Source organism: Streptomyces sp. NPDC050147 (assembly GCF_040660195.1).
Taxonomy (GTDB): Bacteria; Actinomycetota; Actinomycetes; order Streptomycetales; family Streptomycetaceae; genus Streptomyces.
This window is the reverse complement of the sequence record NZ_JBFALJ010000026.1, coordinates 41,439-62,731: the sequence shown is the minus strand read 5'-3', so window position 1 is coordinate 62,731 and position 21,293 is coordinate 41,439. Positions and strand designations below refer to the sequence as shown.

The window sequence follows — 21,293 nt, the reverse complement described above, 5'->3', positions numbered from 1 at the left end:
CGCCGGAAGCGTCCACCTGATAGTTGTGCTCCACGACGTCGTCGTTCATGGCGAACACCTCGATCCGCTCATCATGCGACTCCACCACCGCAAGGCGCGCACCCACCGGACCACCCAGCGGCTGCCACTCGTGCCAGTCACCGGCCGGCACGTTCCGCCAACGGTGATGCACCCCAGACGAGTTGGTCGCGAAGACCTCCAACCGCCCGTCACGGTTCTTCGCCACCGCCAGATGCTCACCGCCCAGACCGAAGTCGACCCACTCCCGCCACGTCCCCGCCAGATCCGTCTGACAGGTGTGACGGAAGATGTCGTCATTCATGGCGAACACCTCGATCCGACCGTCCGACGCCGGAGCCGCCGCCAGACGCGCACCCGCCGGACCACCCAACGGCCGCCAGTCATGCCACGTCCCGCCCGGTGTGTTGTGCCAACGGTGATGCACCCCGTCGCCGTTGGAAGCGAACACCTCCAACCTGCCGTCGTGATTACGCCCGACCGCCAGGTGGTCACCACCCCCACCGAACGAGTACCAATCCGCCCACTCCGCCGACACCTTCGCCTGATACCGGTGCATGAACGTGTCGCCATTCATCGCGAACAGCTCCAACCGACCGTCCGGCAACGCCGTCAGCGCAAGAGCCGCCGACGCAGGCCCGCCGAACGCCCGCCAGCCCGACCACGCACCACCCGGCTCATGCTGATACGTGTGGTAAATCTGATCGACCGCCGCATGAAACACCTCCACACGACCGTCCGCCGACATCCCCACCGCCAGCCGCTGCCGCCGGTCCGGCTTCCCCGGACCGACCGACTCCTTCGCTTCGTCGAGCAGCGCGCGGGCCTTGCCCTCGGCCTGGTCGTACCGGTCGGGGAAGGCGGAACGCTGCACCCTCTGGGCTGTCTGCCCGGCCGTCAGGTTCGGGTGCTGCTCCTCCACGCGGATCGCCCGCGTGAAGAACTGCTCGGCGGCGTACGGCACGTGCCTGATCTGTTGCGGCGTGCCCCAGCCCTGGCTCGGGCGCTGCTGGAAGACGCCCAGGGAGTCGCGGTCGCCGCAGTCGAGGTTGTTCATGTGGGACTCGACCCAGCCGGCTTCGAAGCCGGCCAGCATCACTTTGTCGGACACGCCCAGATCGCGGCCGACGGTGTACACCGTCTTCGTGACGTCCAGGTCTCGGTCCGGGGGTACGCGGCAGGGTGCCATGGGAGTGTTCCTGTCTGTGCGAGGGGATTCTGTGTGGTGAGGCCGATGAGAGTGAGGCGGGAGCGTCACAGCTGTTGCCAGTCGAGCCAGGTGCTGCCGGGCTCGTGCTGCCAACGGTGATGCACGCCACCGGGGTTGTTGGCGAAGATCTCCAGCCGGCCGTCCCGATTGCGCAGAGCCTGGATGAAATAGCCCCCACCGCCGAAGTCCTGCCACGTCCGCCACGCGCCGGAAGCGTCCACCTGATAGTTGTGCTCCACGACGTCGTCGTTCATGGCGAACACCTCGATCCGCTCATCATGCGACTCCACCACCGCAAGGCGTGCGCTCACCGGACCACCCAAGGGCTGCCACTCGTGCCAGTCACCGGCCGGCACGTTCCGCCAACGGTGATGCACCCCAGACGAGTTGGAGGCGAAGACCTCCAACCGCCCGTCACGGTTCTTCGCCACCGCCAGATGCTCACCGCCCAGACCGAAGTCGACCCACTCCCGCCACGTCCCCGCCAGATCCGTCTGACAGGTGTGACGGAAGATGTCGTCATTCATGGCGAACACCTCGATCCGACCGTCCGACGCCGAAGCCGCCGCCAGACGCGCACCCGCCGGACCACCCAACGGCCGCCAGTCATGCCACGTCCCGCCCGGCGTGTTGTGCCAACGGTGATGCACCCCATCGGCGTTGGAAGCGAACACCTCAAGGCGGCCGTCGTGGTTCTTGGACACGGCCAGGTGGTCCCCGCCACCGCCGAACGAGTACCAGTCGGCCCACTCCGCCGACACTTTCGCCTGGTAGCGGTGCATGAACGTGTCGCCGTTCATGGCGAACAGCTCCAGCCTGCCGTCCGGCAACGCCGTCAGCGCCAGGGCCGCCGACGCAGGCCCGCCGAACGCCCGCCAGCCCGACCACGCACCACCCGGCTCATGCTGATACGTGTGGTAAATCTGATCGACCGCCGCATGGAACACCTCCACACGACCGTCCGCCGACATCCCCACCGCCAGCCGCTGCCGCCGGTCCGGTGCCACGGGGCCCTTCCACCAGCTCGTCTCCTTGCGGGCGCCGGCCCACGAAAAGCTGAAGTGGATGTGGTTGGTGTGCGGGTTGGCGCCCCGGTACGGCTGCCAGCCGGCGTCCGGGCGGTTGGCCATCCAGATACGCCGGTTCCAGATCATGTACATGATGCCGAAGCGGCGAGCGAGGGCGTGCGGGTTGCCGTGCCGGTCCGTGGCGTGCAGCCAGTTGATGAGGTCGTCGGCCAGATGTTCCTGGCCCTGCACGTTCACGCCCCAGTCCCAGGCACGTCCCTCCTTGTGCTCGCTCTGACCTCCGCTGCCGCAGGCCCTGCTGATCCCCATGTTGGTCGTACCGGGGTAGGCGGCGAGCACCAGGTCGCGGAAGCCGACCAGTCCGGGTTTGGCCTCGGGGTCGCAGTCGCGCTGCGGTTCGTAGAGTGCGTACGGGTCGATGTCGGGACCGAATTCGGGTGCGGTGGGTGCCATGTCCGGCTCCTCGGGTCTCAGCCCCTCGCCCGGTGCGAGGGAGCGTCGTACCCGTAGGGCGCGTGATAGGAACGCGCGACCGCCAGACGCGATCACGCGCCTGCCCCGTGGCAGTGGCGCGGGCCCGTCCGGCCGGGCCCGTGCCCCGTTCAGGTCGTCTTCGGTGCGTCCGCGCGCCGGGACAGGAACCCACGAGGAAGGCTTCCGTCGTGATCCATCGCAGAGCTCCCCACGCTCCCCACCGGACGGCCGTCGCGCTGACGGCCACCGCCCTGACGTTCACCGCGCTGTTGTCCACCCCGCTCGCCTCCGCGGCGAAACCCGGGCCCGGTTCCGGTCCCGGTCCCGATGCGGCGCCGCGCACCGGCGAGATCGTGCGCACCGACGCCGGCCTCGTCCGCGGCGCCCGGTCGGGCGCGCACCGCGTCTTCCGGGGCGTCCCCTACGCGGGCGCACCCAAGGGACGCCACCGCTGGGCGCCGCCCCGCCCCGTACAGCCGTGGAAGGGGGTCAGGGACGCCACGAAGCCTGGGCCGCTGTGCCCGCAGGTGCCCTCGGCGTACGCGCAGATCTCCAGCACCGAGGAGGACTGCCTGGCCCTGAACGTCACGACGCCACCGGTCGCGGACCGGCACCCGCGGCGGGCCGCGCCCGTTCTCGTGTGGATCCACGGGGACGGCTCCGTGGGCGGGGGCGGCTTCTTCGACGGACGCCGGCTGGCCGAGCGCGGCCTGGTGGTCGTCACCGTCAACTACCGTCTCGGCGTCTTCGGCGGTCTCGCCCTGCCGAGTCTCCGCGGGTCCGGCACCTTCGGCCTCCAGGACCAGCGAGCCGCCCTCACCTGGGTACGGAACAACGCGCGGGCCTTCGGCGGCGACCCCGGCAACGTCACCGTGGCCGGGGTGTCGTTCGGCGCGTCCGCCGTGGCCGGACACCTGACGTCACCCGCCTCCAAGGGCCTGTTCCACCGTGCCGTCATGGCGAGCGGTGAGGCCGTGATGGACATGCCGGCCGGCGCGATGGGCCCCGGGGTGCCGGGATACCCGTGGTACGTGTGGCGGACGGGCCGGGAGATGGAGGAGATCACTGCCGAGATGACCTCGACCCTCGGCTGCCGGGACCGCCGCCCGCAGCGCACGCTCGCCTGCCTGCGCGCCCTGCCCGTGAAGACGATTCTCAAGGTGCCGCACATCATGAACGCCTTCCAGGCGTTCGGACACGGCAACGCCACCCTGCCCGAGCTGCCCCCGAAGGCCCTGCGCGCCGGACGCTTCCACCGCGTGCCCGTCCTGTCGGGCGCGACGCTCGACGAACACCGGACGTTCGTGGGGATGTTGTACGACGCGGTGGGAAGGAAGTTCACCGAGGCCGACTACGGGCGGGCGCTGCGCACCGCGTTCGGCAGGGCGGCGGCGAAGCGGGTGCGGGCCGAGTACCCCACGTCCGCGTTCGCCTCCCCCGCGCTGGCGTGGGCCACCGTGATCACCGACCGCATGTGGGCGCGCGGCACGCACGCCCAGCACGACGCGCTGTCCCGGCATGTCCCTGTGTACGCCTACGAGTTCGCCGACCGCGACGCCCCCATGTTCCTGCCGCTGCCCGGCGACTTCGACTTCGGTGCCTTCCACGCGGGCGACATCCCGTACCTGTTCGAGGACGAGACGGCCGAGCCGCAGTTCACCCCGGCACAGCGGCGCCTGTCGGCGGCGATGAGCGGTTACTGGGCCGCGTTCGCCCGCACCGGCACGCCGGGCGCCGGGGGCCTGCCCGCCTGGCCGCCCCATCGGCCGGGCCCCGACGCCGACCGGCCGTACGCGACGTACACCCCGTACACACAGTCGTTGGCACCGCACCGGATCGGGGCCGTCGACTACTACCGGGAGCACAATCTCGCCTTCTGGAAGCACGAGGCCGGGTCGTCAAAGGTTGTCAGCGAGTGAGCACGCCCCGCTGACTTTCTCGTTGGTGCGGTGTGCGCGCCGGCGATGCCGGCTGCTGCTGCGCCCGGCGACGGGCCGGTCGCCATGGGCAGCCGGCCAGAGCGGTCCGCCTCACACCACAGCGGTCCTGGCCGGCTCGGGCCTGCGAAGTTCGTGCGCCTGGGCGAGGAGGAGGTAGCTGCTGGCGGTCCAGGTGTAGGCGCGGTCGCGCAGTCCGCTGCCGGTGAGGGCGTCGAAGTTCTCCGCGAAGCCGGAGGCCTCGCACAGCGCACGGAAACGGGCGCTGATGTCGTCGGCGAGGCGATGGTGTCCGGCGCGACGCAGTCCGTCCTCGATGAGCACGGTGGACGGGGCCCAGATCGGTCCACGCCAGTAACCGTCGGAGAGGTAGTGCGGGGAGGCGGGATGCTCGGTTGCCAGGCCGTGTTCGGTCAAGTGGCTCTCCAGCCGGTGTGCCAGTGCGGCGCTGATGTCCTCGGGCAGGTACTCGCCCAGCACGATCGGCATCAGGTCGAGGAGGCTGGAGCTGCCCCACGTCGTGCCGCCGTCGGCCGAGCGGGCGACGAACCGGCCGTCGGCCCACAGTTCGTCGAGCATCGCCGCCTGCGTCCGGTCGGCCTCCCGGGTCCATCGGCGGGCGTCGTCGAGACGGCCCGACTCCTGCGCCAAGTCGGCCAGAGCGCGCAACTGGAGAACGAGGAAAGCGGCGAGATCGGCGGTGACGACGACGCGCTCGGGATCGAAGGTGGTGGCGTTGTCCCATCCGCTGTCGTTGCCGTGCTGGTAGTGGGGCAGAGCGGCGCCCGGGGTGCGGCGCATGGTGAGCCAGAACTCCGTCCAGCGGGAGAGTTTGTCGTACGCCTCGGTGAGTTGCTTCGGTCCGACCCCGCCGGTGAGGCGTTGGCGCAGGTGGCCGAAGGCCCATCCGTGGATGGGGGGTTTGACGAAGTTGTGCAGCACTTCGGAGTGGGTGACGGAGTCCGGCAGAGCTCCGCTTTCGTCCTGGTGGTCGAAGGGCAGGACGAACTGGTCCCAGGCCAGTTCCGGGTCTCCCGCGGCGAGCGCGAGGGCGTTGAAGCAGTGGTCCCAGCTCCAGACCTTGTCCATCCAGTGCTTGGACATGAGGACCGCGGTCCTGGTCACGAAGCCCTGCGGTCGGACGGCCGCGGACCACAGCACGTAGGCGGCGAGTTCCGCGGCCGGGGTGTCGGGCGAGCGCCATGACGCGACGGCGTCGCAGAAGGCCGTGAAGGCGGCGCGGACAGCGTCCACGACCTGGTCGAAGGTCGCCGAAGCGACGTAGGGGCGGCGTGCGGTTTCGTACTCCTCGACCGCGATCTCCCAGCTTTCGCCGTCGGCGGCGCCGATCGTCACACCCCGGTCGGCACTGCCCAGGGTCTGGTGCCCTGCCGTCTCGGCCACGGTCCCCGCCAGGAGGGTGATCCGGTAGCGTCGGCCGGTCTCGTAGGAGGTGAAGACGTACGTGTCGGCATGCGGCTCCCGGTAGAAGTAGGTGCCGCTGAACGGAGTCAGGTCCCGGGCCGCCGCAAGGAGGCGTAGGTTCAGGCCACTGCCCCGCAGCCGTACGGTGTCGGGCGTCTCGTAGGCGAGGTCGATGCGCCCTTCGTGACCGACCCAGCTGAGTCGGTCGGGGACCGCCTCGACCCGGGTCGGGGCGCGCCCGCCCGTGCCGTCCAGGGGCGTCAGGCGCAGGACGGCGTGCATACCGGTCTGGTGGGAGACGAGGTGGAGGTCTTCGGCGTGGGTGTTCTCCGCCACCACGGGCGAGATGCCGAACCAGGAGCCGTAGGTACTGAACGGGATGTCGTGGACGGAGAAGGCCGGGCCGGGTCGGGCGGCGGTCATGGAGGGGGACTCGTTTCTCGAACAGGAGGCGTCGGCCGTCCGGCACTGGGACGGCGGTGCCCTCGCGAAGCGGATGAGGGATGTGCCCGCGGAGGTCAGTCCTTGACCGCGCCCGCGGTGACACCGGCGGCGACGTAGCGCTGGGCCAGGACGAGGATGACGGCGGCCGGTACCGACGCGACGACGGCGGTGGCCATGATGGCGTTCCACTCCTGGTTGTTGTTGCCGATGTAGTGGTAGATGCCGAGAGTGATGGGCTCGTGGGCGCCGCCGCTGACCAGGGTGCTGGCGAAGATGAAGTCCGACCAGGACCACAGGAATGTGAACAGGGACACCGTGACCACGGCGTTGCGGCTCATCGGCAGGACGATGGACCAGAACGTGCGCAGGGCGCCGGCTCCGTCCATGGTGGCGGCCTGGATCAGTTCGCGGGGAATACCAGTCATGAAGGCGGTGAAGATGAGTACGGCGAACGGCACCGCCAGGGTGGAGTCCGCGATGACCAGGCCGGGGAGGGACTGGAGCATGCCGAGGTTGAGGTAGATGGCGTAGAAGCCCATCGCCATGATGATGCCGGGGATCATCTGGGCGGCCAGCAGCACGAAGGACAGGATGCCGCCGCCGCGGGGGCGCAGCTTGGCCAGGGCGTAGCCGGCGGGCGCGGCGAGGGCGACGGTGAGCACCACGGTCGCGAGGCCTATGACGAGGCTGGTGGCGAGGTAGGGCAGTTGCTCTTCGAGGACCCTGCGGTAGCCGTCCAGCGTGCCCCGCACGGGGAACAGGTCCGGCGGGCTCTTGCGCATGTCCTGGTCGCGGGTGAAGGAGACGTTGAGCATCCAGTAGACGGGGAAGAGCATGACCCCGGTGAGTGCGGTGCCCAGGGCCGTCTTCCACCAGTGGCTTGGGCTGCGACGCGGTCGGGAGGTGAGCGTGGCGGTCATGGGGCGTGCTGCTTTCGCTGGACCTTCAGGTAGACCAGGCCGAACACCAGGGCGGTGACGACGAGGAGGTTGCCGACGGCCGCACCGGGTCCGAACGCGGGCAGGGCGTTGCCGAAGCCGAGCTGGTAGGACCAGGTGGCCAGGGTGGTGGACGAGTCGGCCGGGCCGCCCCTGGTCATGATCCAGATGATGTCGAAGACCTTGAGCGTGTAGACGAGACCGAGGAGCAGAGTGATCGCGGACACCGGGCGCAGCAGGGGGAAGGTGATGCGCCAGAAGCGCTGCCAGGCGTTCGCACCGTCGAGGGCGGCCGCCTCGTACAGCGAGTTCGGGATCGACTGCAGGCCGCTGTGGAGGACGACCAGGTTGAACGGGACGCCGATCCAGATGTTGGCGATGATCACCGAGACCAGTGACCACGACGGTGAGGTCAGCCAGCTCACCGGATCGATGCCGACGGCGTGCAGGGCCGCGTTCACGATGCCGGAGTCGCTGTTGAGCATCCACGACCAGGTCGAGGCCGACACGATGAGCGGCAGCAGCCACGGCACCAGGAACAGGGCACGCAGGGTCGCCGACAACCGGAAGTGCTGGTTGAAGAAGACCGCGAGGGCCAGTCCGATGGCGTACTGGAAAACAAGACACACGGCGGTGAACAGCGCGGTGTGCAGGAGGGCCGGCGCGAAGGTCGGGTCCTTGAAGACGGTCAGGTGGTTCGCCAGGCCCGTGAACGGCGCGTCTCCCTGGACGAAGGAGCGGACCGTGTAGTGGCGCAGGCTCAGGTCGATGTTGCGGTAGAGGGGATAGGCGTAGAACAGGACGAGGTAGAGCGTCACCGGGGCGAGGAAGCCCCAGGCCGCCCACTGTGGGGCGGACGGACGGCGTCGTGCCCGCGGGCGGAGTGGGGCGGCACCGGCCGCCCCGTTCCGGACACGCGCGGGCCGGCGATCCGGCAGCTGTGTCGTGTGAGTCATCTGCGCACCGGGTTTCTGGACTGCTTGTCGCACCGGGATTCCGGATTACTTGACGGCGGACTGGGCCTTGGCCAGCGCGTCTTTCGGCGACTGCGCCCCGCTGAGAGCGGACTGGATCGCCTTCCACAACTGCTCGGAGATCTTTGGGTACTTGGTGCCCAGGTCGTCGCTGGTGCGCCCCTTGGCGGCCTTGACGGATTCGATCCAGGGCTTCAGGGCGGGTTTCGCTGCCGCCTGCTTGGCCTGCACCTCGTCGGTCGGCGCCACGTACGACAGGGTGGTGTCGGTGGTGTTGAGGTTCTCGGTGCTGGTCAGGCAGGACACCAGCTTCTTGGAGACGGCGTAGCGAGCTGTGTCGCCCTGGACGGGCACGGTGACGAACTCCCCGCCGGTCGGTGCGGCCGCATTGCCTCCCCGGGCGGCGGGAAGGGGGAGGACGCCGTAGTCGAAGCCGGCCTTCTCAGCGTTGGCGAGCTGCCAGGTGCCGTTCTCGGCGAAGGCGTAGTCTCCGCTCGCGAACTCCTGCCAGCTGGTGGTCTGGGTGTTGTTGATGACGGAGTTGGGCGCGTACTCCTTCTTCAGCCAGCCCTGCCACAGGGACAGCGCGGCGGTCGCCTCGGCGGAGTCGAGGGCGGTCAGCTTCGCGCCCGAGCCCCAGAACCACGGCAGGAACTGGAAGCTGCCCTCCTCCGTGCCGATGGCGGAGAAGGTGATGCCCTTCTTTCCGGCCTTCTTGACCTTCTCCAGGGCTGACGTCAGCGACTCCCAGTCCTTGACGGAGGAGATGTCCACGCCGGCTTTCTTCAGTACGTCCTTGTTGTAGTACAGCGCCAGGGTGTTGGCGCCGATCGGTGTGCCATACGTCTTGCCGCCCGACTGGCCGGCCGCCAGCAGGTTGCGGTCCACCGCGGAGGTGTCGAGTTCGTTCTCTTCGGTCGTGGTGAGCACGCCTGCCTCGGCGAGGGTCGACACCACGGGGTTGTCGACGATGAGGACGTCCGCGGAGTTGTCCTGTTGCGCCGCCAGCAGTGCCTTGTTGGAGAGGTCGCTCGTGTCGAAGGCCGTCCGCTTGACCTTCACACCGGCCTTGGTGCCGCATTCGTCCAGCAGCTTCGCCCAGACGGACTTCTTGTCGAACTGCGGGTAGGGGTCCCAGACGGTGTACGTGCCCTCGTCGGCGGCCGCATCCCCCGAACCGGCGGAGCAGGCGGTGCCGGTCACGGTGACCAGGGTCGACAGAGCCACCGCCGCGGTGAGGCGGCGGCCGGAGAATCTGCGCATGACGGTTCCTCAGTTCTTGGCACGGGTGAGTTCTTGGCACGGGTGTGGCTCAGGGACGACTTGGGAGGTGCGAGGGCATGCGGGCATGCGGAGCAGCCACGGGGCGGCGGGGCGAAGCGCCGGGGGCGGGTGGTGTGGAGCGAGCGGGGCGGGGCGGTGTCAGGGCCGGGGAGCGGGGGCTGGGGCGGGGGCCTGATCCTCGGCGGCCCCGGGAGGCACGCCCGCGGGCCCGGTGCTGGCCCGCAGGGAGATCGGCGGCACGAGGAGGTGGTGGCGGGGCGTCGTGCCCGGCCGGTCGAGGCGTTCCATCAGGAGCTCGACGGCACGTCGGCCCATCTCCTCCGCCGGCACGTCCGCGGCGGTGAGCTGGGGGGTCACCGTCTCGGCCCACCGGCCGGCCACCACTCCGGTGACCGAGAAGTCGCGCGGCACGTGACGGTCCGCTTGAGCGAGTCCCCGGTAGATACCGCCGAGAGCCGCCTCGTTCAACGTGACCAGCGCGGTGGTCGCCGGCTCGTCGTGCAGGATCTGCTCCAGGCACGCCTGGCCCGACGCGGCGTCGTCGCCGCAGCAGTACGTCCGTACCGTCAGCCCGCGTTCGGCGGCGGCCTTGGTGAACCCTTCCAGCCCGCGGTGGGCGGACTCGTACCCGGCCCGCAGCAGGTTCTCGGGCCGGTTGACGAGGGCGATCCTGCGGTGCCCGAGGTCCGCGAGATGGCGCACGCACGCCGCTGCCAGGGCGGTGTGGTCCAGTCCGACCCACCAGCCGTCCTCCGTGTGGGCGGTGCGGCCGATGGCGACACAGGGGAAGTCCAGGGCGGTCAAGTGATCGACCCGGTCGTCCTCAAGCCTGATCTCCATCAGGATGGCGCCGTCCACCCGCCGCTCCCCCAGCAGCCGTTGGAACGAGCGGTCGCTGTCCACACCGCTCGGTGACAGCAGGACGTCGTAGTCGTGCGTCGCGGCGGCCTCCACCACGCTGCCGATGAAGTCCAGTTGCATGCCGGTGTAGTGGTTTCCCGCCGGTGGAAAGACGAGACCGATCGTGCTGGTCCGCCCGTTGGCGAGAGCCCGGGCGCTGGCGTTGGGCCGGTACCCCAGCTCGTCGATGACCCGCTGGATCTTCTGGCGCGTCTCGTCGGACACGGAGCGCTTGCCGCTGAGCGCGTAGGACACGGTGCTACGTGAGACACCGGCCCGCTTGGCGATTTCACCGATGTTCACGGCGACTCCTTCGGTGAACCGGTTCGCTGCACGCGGTGCGGCAGCGTCACCCGTCCGTGAGAGCTGGAGAGGGGAAGCGAGGGCGAGGGCGCCCGGATCAATCGTCGAACCGGTTCGCTTGGAAGGAAGGTAGGGAGCGCTCTACCGACTGTCAACACTTCGCGCAGGATGCCCTCAACGAGTCCGGGCATCGCCTTCGAACGACGGCCAACTAGCCGCCGCACACGTATTGCCCGGTCACTTTCGCCGCTGCTAGCTTCTTTCGAACCGGTTCGCTCAGGGCCCCGCATCTAGGCTGTTGACCACGGCGGCGGGCACCCCGAGCACTCCTGACTCACCCCCAGTTACGTGCCGTCCTCGCGGCACACGAGAGTCGAACCGGTTCGCTTCTCTCTCCCCCTTCACGCACGGACCCTTGGAGGCCCTCAGTGCGAAGAACGAAAGCGATGACAGCGGGTGCCGCGGCGACGGTGGTCCTGACCGCCCTGCTGATCGGCCCCACATCCGGAACCGCACGGGCGGCGCAGCCGGAACGGCTCGACATCGACCTCGCCGCCGACACGGGCGCTTTCCACGGCGGCGCCGCCGGTTCCCTGTACGGGATTTACGGCGACGGCGTGCCGAGCCGCAACCTCATCGAGGGCATGCACCTGCGGACGGTGTCCACGAAGGCGCAGGACGGTCCGCAGCACCCCGGAGCGGACGCGCTGGAGATACTGCCGCCGTTCGTGGACTCGCGCGGCAAGGACGTCTACATCTACATGACCGACATCTACCGCGGCTTCCCCTACCAGTGGCCGGGCGCCGACGGCCCCGCCCGCCTCGCGGACTTCAAGGAGAAGATCACCAAACAGGTCCGCCAGGTCAAATCCATGGGCGACTACCGCAAAAACGTCGTGTACGTGCCGTTCAACGAGCCCGAGGGGAACATGTTCGGCTCGGGGCGCTGGAGCTACGGCAACGTCTCCTGGCTGGACCGTCCGGAGCAGTTCTTCGCGGCGTGGAAGGAGGTCTATCAGCTCATCAAGAGCCTCGACCCCGACGCGCGCATCGCGGGCCCCAACACCTCGCAGCTCTTCGACCAGGTCAAGGGATTCCTCGCCTACGCCAAGACCCACGACGTGGTGCCGGACGTGATGACCTGGCACGAGCTGTCCTCACCCGCCGCCGTCCGCACGAGTGTGGCCAAGTACCGCAGCTGGGAGAAGGAGACGGGGGTCGGCCCGCTGCCGATCAACGTCAACGAGTACGGCCACAACTACCACCTCTCGGTGCCCGGCCAGGTCGTCCAGTGGGTCTCCGCCATCGAGGAGTCGAAGATCGACGCCGACCTGGCGTACTGGAACATCGACGGCAACCTCAACGACTCCGCCGTCGAGGCCAACAAGGGCAACGGCCAGTGGTGGCTGTTCAACGCCTACGGCCAGATGTCCGGCCGTACGGTGAAAGTGACCGCCCCGCATCCGAACGCGCAGTACACGCTCCAGGGCGTAGCCACCCTCGACAAGGACAAACGACAGTCACGGGCGATCTTCGGCGGCAAGAGCGGGGACGCGGACGTCGTCTTCCGCAACGTCGACCCCAAGCTGTTCGGCACAACCGTGCACGCCACCGTGCAGGAGATCCCCTGGACCGGGCAGGTCGGCGACTCGGCACAGCCCCTGCGGCTGGCGGACCGGAAGGCCCAGGTCGGCGCGGACGGCTCGGTGACCCTGCCGATGCGAGACATGAACGAGATGTCGGCGTACCAGGTCATCCTCTCCCCCGGCGCCGCCGCCGGCGCACCGGCCGCGCCCTCGGTGAACTGGCGCAAGACGTACGAGGCGGAGAACGCCACGTACACCGGCACCGGTTACTCCAAGAACGGTCCCGAAGGAACGCCCTCGGACGTCGGCAAGTTCGCCACCTCCGGGGCGTACAACGTGGGCGGTCTGCGCAGCGGCTCCGACGGAGTCCTCGCCTTCGACGTCGACGTCCCGCAGGACGGCACGTACGACTTGAACGTCTTCGCCAACTCCTACAACCAGTACGGCCTGGTGAAGGAGCAGGGCCCGACCAACGTCTTCCTGCGTGTCGACGGCAAGGACCCGCAGGAGCTGCGGCTGCCACTGGGTTACAAGTGGGTGGTGTGGGGCCACACCGACACCACGGTGCGGCTGACCGCCGGCCGGCACCGGATCACGCTCGCCGCCCAGGACCCCGAGCTCGGCACCACCAAGGGCGACGCGATCATCGACAAGGTGGACCTCAGCCTGCGCGACGCGGTCGTACGGCCTGCCGTCTACGAGGCGGAGTACGCCACGGTCCACGGAACCCGGCCCGTCTACACCCACGCGGGCGCCTCCGGACCGGGCACGGTGCCGCTGGGCAACGGCGCCTCCACGACATTCTGGGTCCACTCCCCCGCCGACGGCGAGGCCACTGTCTCGGTCGACCACCTGGGCGGTGGGTCGGCGAGTCTGTCCGTCAACGGCGAGAAGGCGGACATGCCCGCCGTGGGAGGCGCGCGGAAGGGCACGAACACGGTCAAGCTGTTCTTGTCCGGCGGCATCAACAAGATCACCCTGACCGGTACGTCGGGTACGCCGGTCCTCGACCGTCTGCGGGTCGCGAAGTCGCAGGGCACGCTGAAGCCCAGCGTCCACCAGGCCGAGAACGGTTCCGTGACCGGGGCGGCCAAGGTGACCGGTACGCACACCTTCGCCGCCGGCGGCAAGGCCGTCACCGACATCGGCAACGGGAAGGCCAACGCCCTCACCCTCGACGTGACGGCCGCCAGGGCCGGCCGCCACGCGTTGACCATCCGCTACTCCAACGCCGAGCAGGCACCCGCCACTCACTACAACCCCGACCCGGTCGCCCGGCACGCGGATCTGTCCGTCAACGGTGGGGCGAGCCGCCGCGTGCTGTTCCCGACCACCTTCCACTTCAACAACTTCTGGGAACTGTCCCTCCCGGTCACGCTCAGGCAGGGTACGAACCGGCTGTCGTTCACCGCCGACGAACTGCCCGACTTCGACGGGGACACCTACAACCAGTACGACCAGCGGTCCCCGTACGCACCGGTGATCGACCAGGTCGCCGTCACACCACTGTCCGCCCCGTAGTTCATCCGAGAGCCATCGAGGCGGGGCTGCCGACTCCAAGGCGCCTCGCCTCGACGACGGCCGTGTCGACACGCCGCAGGGCTGGGGACGAGGAGGCTACGGGCCCATTCGCGCCTACTTCCAGCCCTTGCGCAAGGCCCCCGGACCCATCGGCCCCAAGCCTCCGTCCCCACGCGCGGTCACCAGCTGGATCCTCCGGCATCCCGACAGTCCGGACGTGGTGGTCAACGTTGTCGCAGCAAGCCTCGACGTCGCCCTCGATGACCCAGTCGCAGGTCGACGGCTTGCGGATGGCACAACCCGCCCCCACGGCCGACACTGCGGCCGTCCCTCATCGCGGTGTCGGAGTAGACGTACATATCACCCAGGCTCGTCCTCCTCCCGAGTCGAGAGCGACATCCGCACACTGATCGTTCCGAACCTCGAGTCCGAGGACCTCGACCCCGGCCCCTTGCGAGGGTATCGGCGTCTGCGCTGCTTACAGCAAAGACACCGACCAACCCGACGGCCGGTTCTAGAATCCGATGGCCTCGCGGAGCAGCAGGACGGTGCCGCGCCCGGGCTGGTGTTCCGCGTTGAGGATGAGAAGCCGGTTGACGGCGCTGGGCCACCCGTAGGCCTCCATGGCGCGGGCGTTCTCCAGCGGGAGGCAGTGGTCCTCGATGCGCCGCAGCGCCGTGCCGAGGTCGGGTACCACCTTCTGCGCCCCGACGATCCAGATGGCGCGGGCGGCACCGCCCGCATTGCCGGGCAACTGGCTCCCGCTGCCCGAGGCGATCACAAGGGAGCCGGTTTCGGTGACCGCGTTGACGCTGTTCACGATGACGTCGGGGCTGGCGGTCAGCCGCCGGATCTCGTCCATCTGCGTTGCGCGGTCCATACGCTGGCGCCCTCGGGGATCAGATCCTTGATGCGGGTACGCGCGGCGGCGACCTCATCGAGGATCTCCACGGAGAAGCCGTTCGCGGTCAGCGCGGTGGCCGCCCGCTCCAGGCGCTGCGCGGGCGCCGGGCAAGGGAGCCGCCGGCACCATGAACACCAGATCCGAGCCAGCACACGGCCGGCACGATCCGGGCCTGGACGCGATCATGCGCGAGCGACGCCGGTTGCTCAATCTCGCGTACCGGTTACTGGTCCTCTGTGGCCGAGGCCGAGGATGCCGTCCAGGAGACGTACACCCGCTGGTACGCGATGTCCCGTCAGCAGCAGGACGCCATCGAGTCCCCGGGCGCCTGGCTGACGACGGTCGCCAGCCGTGTCTGCCTCAACCTGCTCGGCTCGGCACGGGCCAGGCGAGAGACCTACTTGGGCGAATGGATCCCCGAGCCGCTGCCCGAGCACACGGAGTGGGTCAGCGGGCCGGGCAGCGCGAGCGTCGACCCGGCCGACCGGGTCACCCTGGGCGAGTCGGTGAACCTGGCCTTCCTGGTCGTGCTCGAAGCGATGACCCCGGCCGAACGCGTCGCGTTCATCCTGCACGACGTCTTCTGCCACTCCTTCGCCGAAGTGGCCGAGATCGTCGGCCAGACCCCGGCGGCGTGCCGCCAGTTGACCTCCTCGGCCCGCCGCCGCGTCCGGGCCGCGCAGCCTTCCGCGACTTCGGCAGTCCAGCGCACCAGCGTCGTCAGGGACTTCAAGCAGGCATGGGAGGCCAAGGACATCGACGCCCTGATCGGCCTGCTCGACCCCGACGCCACGGCGATCGCCGACGGCGGCGGCCTGGCCACCACCTTTTCGCGCCCCATCGAAGGCGGTGAGCAGATCGCGCGCGCCTGGGTGGAGATCGCCGCCGCAGGCCGGACACCGTGACGTTCCTGGAACGTACAGTCAACGGCCAGCCAGGTCTGGTGGCTCAGCAGGACGGCGTTATCGTGCTGCATACCGGTATCCAGTGAGAGTACCTGCCCCAGGAGCTGGGCTTCGGCTCGGGAATGACCTGCTGGCGGCGCCTGGCCGCCTGGAACGAGGCCGGCGTCTGGGACCAACTCCACGTCGTCCTGCTTCAGCGGGCCGGGTCGGCAGGGATCGCCGGCGCCCTGACGTGCTGCTGGCCGACCGCGGCTACGAACACGACATGTACCGCCGTCTGCTCTGGCAGTGCGGGATCCGCCCCGTGATCGCGAAGCGAGGCGAGCCCGCGGCACCGGCCTGGTCACTGGAGCCGTCCTCTGGGAGATCGGCTCCTGACGCGAATAATCATTTCGTTACGAATGGCAAGACCACCAGACGCCCCGAAAGCATCACCGGACGCGACCAGCTCGGCCGCTGAACACGGCTTCAGAAGGGAACGACCAGACCGGCTTCTCGCAACCCAAGCAATGCCCTGCCCATGCACTCGGCGGCCGAGGCCCCATCGGCCCTCACCCCCGCATCCAGAGGCCCACCAGAGGCTGCGAATGTCCACGCCGGCTGACCGTCACGCATCCGCTCCGCGTCGACCCGGATCATGGCACCTGCACCCTGCTCACCGAGCCATTCCAGAATGAGCAGCTCTGCACGCTTTCAGGCAGCTCAGACCGTAGAGGACAAGCCGGTGCTGGGGTGTTGGTCCACCCTTGGCTCGCCCCGCGCCCGACGAGAAATGCCCCGCGCCGACTTGATTGGACGCCCGACGTGCGCTGGAGTGGTACGTCGCGATGATTCGGGTCCAAGTGGCGTGAGGAACAAGCCTTGTTGGTGGAGACGTTGACCGCGCTGGCCGCGGCGAGCGGCGGTGCGGTGGTGCAGGCTGCGGGAACCGATGCGTGGCAGGCGGTGCGGGACCGGGTCGCCGAACTCTTCGGGCGGGACGACGCCGAGCGGGCCCGGGCCGAACTGGAGCGTCTGGATCGCACCGCCCAGGCGCTGGAACCGGGTGCCGCCGCCGACCCCGAGCGGGAGGCGCTGCGGCAGGAAGGGGCGTGGCAGGGGCGGTTCGAGTCCCTGCTGGAGTCCTTGGACGCCGCTGCTCAGGAGCGTGCCGTGCGGGACCTGCGTACGCTGCTGGCCTTCGTCGACGGCCCGGGGGAGGATGTGGCCCTGGCGACGGGCAGGGCGACGGCGCGGGACGGGGGCAGTGCGGTGACGGGGATCAGAAGGTCGGCCGGTGGGGAACCCGGTGCCGGGCAGCCGACCGCGCGGGCGTTGAACACCGGCGACGCGGAAGCGTCTGGCGCCGGGTCCAGTGCCGTCAGCGGCATCGTGACGGATTAGGGCCGGGGCGCGGATGGTCAAGTGGCGGTGGGGCAGAAGGTACGACCTGGGCAAGCGGACCCTGGCCGGGGGCACGATCCCGGAGGATCCCGGGGCGCAGCACGTCTCGGGCAGCGGCAACGCGACCGCGTCGAACGGCGGCATCGCCGTGTCGGGCATCTACAACGACCACTCCAGCGTGGTGCTCCCTCCGGAGGCGGTGCGCCCCGTCGCGGATGTGCGGGCTCGGCGCGGGCTCGACAACTTGCCTTACAGGACGGCCCAGTTCGTGGGTCGTGCGGAGGCACTCGACGTGCTCGACGCTTCGATGAAGAAGCGCCGCGGCGGGTGTGTCCAAGTCGTGCACGGGCTCGGGGGAATCGGGAAGAGCACACTGGCCGTGCACTGGGCTGCTACCCGGGCCCGCAAGCATGGCCTCACGCCCGTCCGCTGGATCGCCGCGGACAGCGCCTCGGTCGTGGAGCAGGGCCTCGCCGCCCTGGCCGCGTCGCTGCAGCCCGCCGCGTCGAAGGCGATGACGGTGGAGGCCCTCGCCGAGAACGGCATGCAGTGGCTCGCCGCGCACAGCGGCTGGCTACTCATCCTCGACAACGTCAACCACGTCGCGGACATAGCCCCGCTCCTGGCCCGCGCTCCCCAGGGCCACTTCCTCATCACCAGCAGGCTGGCCACCGTGTGGCACGACGCCACCGCCGTCATCCGGCTCGACGCGCTGCAGCCAGCCGAGTCGCTGGCCCTGCTCACCCGTATCGCCGGATCCGGTGGCTCCCGGGACCTGGTCGGGGCGGACGAGTTGTGCACGGAGCTGGGTCACTTACCGCTGGCGGTCGAGCAGGCCGCCGCCTTCCTCGCCCAGAACCCCTTGCTGACGCCCCGCGCGTACCTGGAGCTCCTCCGGCAGGACCCGACGCCGCTTTACGAACGCGGCGGTGACGGATACACGATCGCCGAGCGCACCATCGCCCGCATCTGGCGGGTGACCCTGGACCGGGTCGGCGAACTGCAGCCGCTGGCCCCGGCCGTCCTGCGCACCCTCGCCTGGTACGCCCCGGACGAGATCCCGGTCGACCTCGTGGACGGCGAGGGCGGTCCCGCCCCGGTGGCGAGCGCCATCGGCATCCTCAACGCATACAGCATGATCACCGTGGATCCGGCGGCCCGGACCTTCTGCGTGCACCGGCTGCTCCAATCCGTGGCGCGCACCGCCGACGCGGCGGACCCGCACCGCACCGCAGCTCTCGTCGACGAGGCCCGGGCCCGTGCGACGGCCGCCCTCGAGACGGCGGTGCGGTCGACCGACTGGCAGGATCCCGCCACGTGGCCCTTCGGACGGTCCGTGCTGCCGCACATGGACTCGCTGGCCGAACACTCGCCGCCGTCCGCCGACACGACGACGACGGCCCGGCTCCTGCATCACGCGGGAGTGTTCTGTCTCAGCCAGGGGCTGGCCGCCCGAAGCACCGCGCACCTCCAGCGCGCACTGGACCACCACGAGCGGGAGCTCGGCCCCTACGACGTCCACACACTCGCCTGTCGGCACGGCCTCGCGGGCGCCCAGGAAGCCGCGGGCCAGGTGCGGCGGGCCGTCTCCCTGTACGAAAGCGTCCTGCGCGACGCGGAGGACGTCCTCGGGGCGAGGCACCCGCTCACGCTGGCCAGCCGCAACAATCTGGCCGACGCCTATCGGGCTGCGGGGCACCCGGACAAGGCCCTTGCCCTGCTCGCCGACCAGCACGACGACACGTACGTCGCCCGCGCGGCGACGCGTCTGGGCCTACCGCTGGACCTGATCATGTCGCTGCCTCCGGGCCCGCCGACGGAGGACGAGGACCTCGTCACCCTGTCGGCGCGCAACACCCTCGCCCGCACCCGGCAGGAGGCGGGCGACCACGCCGAAGCCATGCGCCTGTACGAGGAGAACCTCGCCGCGTGCGTCCGTACGCTCGGCGCGGAGCACCACCTCACCCTCACGACGCGCAACAACCTGGTCGCCGCCCGGCGCGAGGAGAGAGGGACCTCGGACTGCCCGCGGGGGCCAGAACAGACCGTCACCCAGTTCGAGGCGATCCTCGAAGTGATGGAGCGGGTCCTCGGCGACGAGCACCCCGACACGCTTCTGGTGCGGGGCAACCTCGCGGGCGCCGTGCGGGACACGGGTGACCTGCGGCGGGCCATCTCCCTGTTCGAGGAGGTGCTGCCCGCCATGGAACGGGTACTCGGCGAGTTCCACGGCCTCACACGCACCGCGCGCATCTCGCTCGCGCTCGTGTACCGCTCGGCCGGTGACTTCGAGCGGATGGCCGAGCTCGGCTCGGCACCCCAGGAGTCCTCGAGCGGGCCGCGACCTTCCGCCCCCGGCCCCGGGGGCGGCGGAACCACCGACAGAACGAGGACGTCCGCCGAGGCCGACGTCCTCGACACCCGGAACGCCGACCTCGGCTACGGGCTTTTGGCGGCCGGGGACGCCGTACGGGCCGTCCCCCTGTTCGAAGAGGCAGTACGCGAGGGTGTGGGCGCTCGGCAGGCCGCCGACGACCGCAACGCGCTCACCGCCCGCCACAATCTGGCGGTGGCCCACCTCATGGCGGATGCTCCCGAGCGCGCGCTCCCCCTCTTCCAGGAGGTCCTGCGCATCCGGGAGGAGTCGCTTGGCCCCGATCACCCCGACACCCTCAACAGCCGTCGGCACTTGGCCGATGCCTACCGTGAGACGGGGGAGTTCGGCGAGGCCGCCTCGCTCTACGAGCAGACGTTCATCGCACGGGAGCGGGACCTCGGCCCCCAGGATCCGGACACCCTCGCCGCCCTCGGCCTCCTCGCGTACGCCCGGCAGCGCGCGGGAGGACCTGCCCTCGCCCTGCCCCTGTACGAGCGTGCGGTCACGGGCATGGAGAGGGCGCTGGGCCCCTTGGACATCGGCACACTCACCGCGCGCAACGGCCTGGCCGGCGCCTACCAGGAAGCGGGGGACCTGACGCGCGCCGTAGAGCTCTACGAGGACAACCTCGCCGCCTGCACCGTGGCGCTGGGGCACGACCACGCGTACTCCCTCACCACGTCCCACAACCTGGCGGTCGCCCTCGCCACGGCAGGCGACTTCCGCCAGGCCCTCCCTCTGTTCTGGGACACTCTTCGCCGTCAGAAGAAGGAACTGGGCACGGATCATCTCGACACCCTCACCACACAGATGAACCTGGCGGGCGTCTATCGGGCGGCGGGCGCGCCGCGCAAGGCGCGACGCCTGTACACGCGGACTCTCGCGACCTGCGTACGCACGATCGGGGAAGCCCACCCCCTGACCCGCGGTGTGCGCCGGCTGATGGCGGCCGCCGGGATGGCCGGATCCTGAGCGAGCGTCGAAGCGGTCGCCCAAATACTGCAAGACATTTACACCGGGCCCCGGTCCCGAGTCCTGCTGTGCGGCACACACCAAGTCGCAGGCTGAACTCGCCGCAGTGAGGACCGGCGGGAGCGGGTGGTGACGAGCGAGATGTCTGACGACTCGGCAGCAGGTGATGCAGGTGGGTCGTTGCCGGATCTGTCCTCGGGAAGTTCCAGTGGCCCGTAGGTGCGTTGGCTGCTCATGATCCCGTCCTCACCCGGAACCGGCAGCATGGAATGATCCGGAGATGACCGAAGGCAGCAGTGCGGACGGTCGCTCGGGAGTGACCCGGTCCGGGGTGAAGCCCACGGCCAACCCCTCAGTGATGATCTGCATGGACCCGCCCCGCTACAGTTTCGCCGGCCTGCCCTCCGACGAGCACGTGAAGGCGTTTCGTGTACTCGTCTCCGTGTTCACCATTGCCGACACCCGCCGCAGGCAGACGCACTGCAAGGACACCTGCGGACACACGTGGCATCACCCGCCCACACTCGCCGTGGAGCTGTAGCCGCGGCTACTTTCCAACTTGAGCCGATACAGCCACCAAGGGCCATCAGACACCGTCTCGGAACCTCCGGATCAAAGGTTGGAGACGGCGTCTGAGGAGTGTCCCCGCTACTTTCCTGTCGAGGTCGCGACCGCGCGCTCGATGGGAGCGGGCCCCGACTGTCAGTGGC

Annotated in this window: 14 protein-coding genes and 2 pseudogenes; 7 read left to right on the top strand and 9 right to left on the bottom strand. The window is 69.7% G+C overall.

From position 1 onward, the window contains the following. A partial coding sequence (locus AB0I94_RS32415) for a peptidase M23 (protein WP_363313284.1) occupies nt 1-1,207 on the bottom strand: 1,207 nt, incomplete at its 3' end. 65 nt (nt 1,208-1,272) lie between these two features. After that, nucleotides 1,273-2,709: a hypothetical protein gene (locus tag AB0I94_RS32410; protein ID WP_363313283.1), complete on the bottom strand. Its 1,437-nt coding sequence runs from the start codon at nt 2,707-2,709 to the stop codon at nt 1,273-1,275. A 209-nt stretch (nt 2,710-2,918) separates the two neighbouring features. Between AB0I94_RS32410 and AB0I94_RS32405 the strand changes: the two genes are divergently transcribed. Continuing rightward, on the top strand, nt 2,919-4,649 hold the full coding sequence (locus tag AB0I94_RS32405) for a carboxylesterase family protein (protein WP_363313282.1): 1,731 nt from the start codon (nt 2,919-2,921) through the stop codon (nt 4,647-4,649). Between the two features lie 111 nt (nt 4,650-4,760). Here the strand turns inward: AB0I94_RS32405 and AB0I94_RS32400 are convergent, their stop codons facing one another. From AB0I94_RS32400 to AB0I94_RS32380, 5 genes are all read right to left on the bottom strand, one after another. Next, nucleotides 4,761-6,515, bottom strand: coding sequence for a trehalase family glycosidase (locus AB0I94_RS32400; RefSeq protein WP_363313281.1), 1,755 nt, complete (start codon nt 6,513-6,515; stop codon nt 4,761-4,763). 95 nt (nt 6,516-6,610) lie between these two features. Continuing rightward, a complete protein-coding gene (locus AB0I94_RS32395; RefSeq protein WP_363313280.1) occupies nt 6,611-7,456 on the bottom strand; it encodes a carbohydrate ABC transporter permease in 846 nt (281 codons plus the stop codon). Then, nucleotides 7,453-8,430 carry a sugar ABC transporter permease gene (locus tag AB0I94_RS32390; protein WP_363313279.1) on the bottom strand — a complete coding sequence of 326 codons (978 nt, stop codon included), beginning with the start codon at nt 8,428-8,430 and terminating at the stop codon, nt 7,453-7,455. The genes AB0I94_RS32395 and AB0I94_RS32390 overlap by 4 nt, the downstream gene beginning before the upstream one ends. 45 nt (nt 8,431-8,475) lie before the next feature. Next, nucleotides 8,476-9,711 (bottom strand): sugar ABC transporter substrate-binding protein, encoded by a 1,236-nt coding sequence (locus AB0I94_RS32385; protein ID WP_363313278.1) that lies wholly within the window; start codon nt 9,709-9,711, stop codon nt 8,476-8,478. Between the two features lie 159 nt (nt 9,712-9,870). Then, nucleotides 9,871-10,935 (bottom strand): LacI family DNA-binding transcriptional regulator, encoded by a 1,065-nt coding sequence (locus tag AB0I94_RS32380; RefSeq protein ID WP_363313277.1) that lies wholly within the window; start codon nt 10,933-10,935, stop codon nt 9,871-9,873. A gap of 446 nt (nt 10,936-11,381) precedes the next feature. Here AB0I94_RS32380 and AB0I94_RS32375 point away from each other — a divergent pair, with 446 nt between their 5' ends. After that, nucleotides 11,382-14,042, top strand: coding sequence for a cellulosome protein (locus AB0I94_RS32375; RefSeq protein WP_363313276.1), 2,661 nt, complete (start codon nt 11,382-11,384; stop codon nt 14,040-14,042). Nucleotides 14,043-14,556: 514 nt separating this feature from the next. On the opposite strand, the gene AB0I94_RS32370 is transcribed toward AB0I94_RS32375, so the two are convergent. Both AB0I94_RS32370 and AB0I94_RS32365 read right to left on the bottom strand, forming a co-directional pair. Beyond that, the gene (locus tag AB0I94_RS32370; RefSeq protein ID WP_363313275.1) at nt 14,557-14,922 is read right to left on the bottom strand and encodes an LUD domain-containing protein; all 366 of its coding nucleotides are present in this window, start codon (nt 14,920-14,922) and stop codon (nt 14,557-14,559) included. Then, nucleotides 14,883-15,098 carry a hypothetical protein gene (locus tag AB0I94_RS32365; RefSeq protein WP_363313374.1) on the bottom strand — a complete coding sequence of 72 codons (216 nt, stop codon included), beginning with the start codon at nt 15,096-15,098 and terminating at the stop codon, nt 14,883-14,885. Before AB0I94_RS32365 ends, AB0I94_RS32370 begins: the two co-directional genes overlap by 40 nt. On the opposite strand from AB0I94_RS32365, the pseudogene AB0I94_RS32360 reads away from it, so the two are divergent. The 5 genes and pseudogenes from AB0I94_RS32360 to AB0I94_RS32340 form a co-directional block, all read left to right on the top strand. Next, nucleotides 15,074-15,916: pseudogene (locus AB0I94_RS32360) on the top strand (sigma-70 family RNA polymerase sigma factor); the annotation flags it as partial. The gene AB0I94_RS32365 and the pseudogene AB0I94_RS32360 sit on opposite strands and share 25 nt — an antisense overlap. Next, nucleotides 15,905-16,051: pseudogene (locus AB0I94_RS32355) on the top strand (transposase); the annotation flags it as partial. The pseudogenes AB0I94_RS32360 and AB0I94_RS32355, both read left to right, overlap by 12 nt. 667 nt (nt 16,052-16,718) lie before the next feature. Then, a complete protein-coding gene (locus AB0I94_RS32350) occupies nt 16,719-17,234 on the top strand; it encodes a hypothetical protein (RefSeq protein WP_363313274.1) in 516 nt (171 codons plus the stop codon). 13 nt (nt 17,235-17,247) lie between these two features. Next, the gene (locus tag AB0I94_RS32345) at nt 17,248-20,583 is read left to right on the top strand and encodes a tetratricopeptide repeat protein (protein WP_363313273.1); all 3,336 of its coding nucleotides are present in this window, start codon (nt 17,248-17,250) and stop codon (nt 20,581-20,583) included. Between the two features lie 280 nt (nt 20,584-20,863). Then, the gene (locus AB0I94_RS32340; protein WP_363313272.1) at nt 20,864-21,124 is read left to right on the top strand and encodes a DUF5958 family protein; all 261 of its coding nucleotides are present in this window, start codon (nt 20,864-20,866) and stop codon (nt 21,122-21,124) included. Nucleotides 21,125-21,293: the final 169 nt, after the last annotated feature.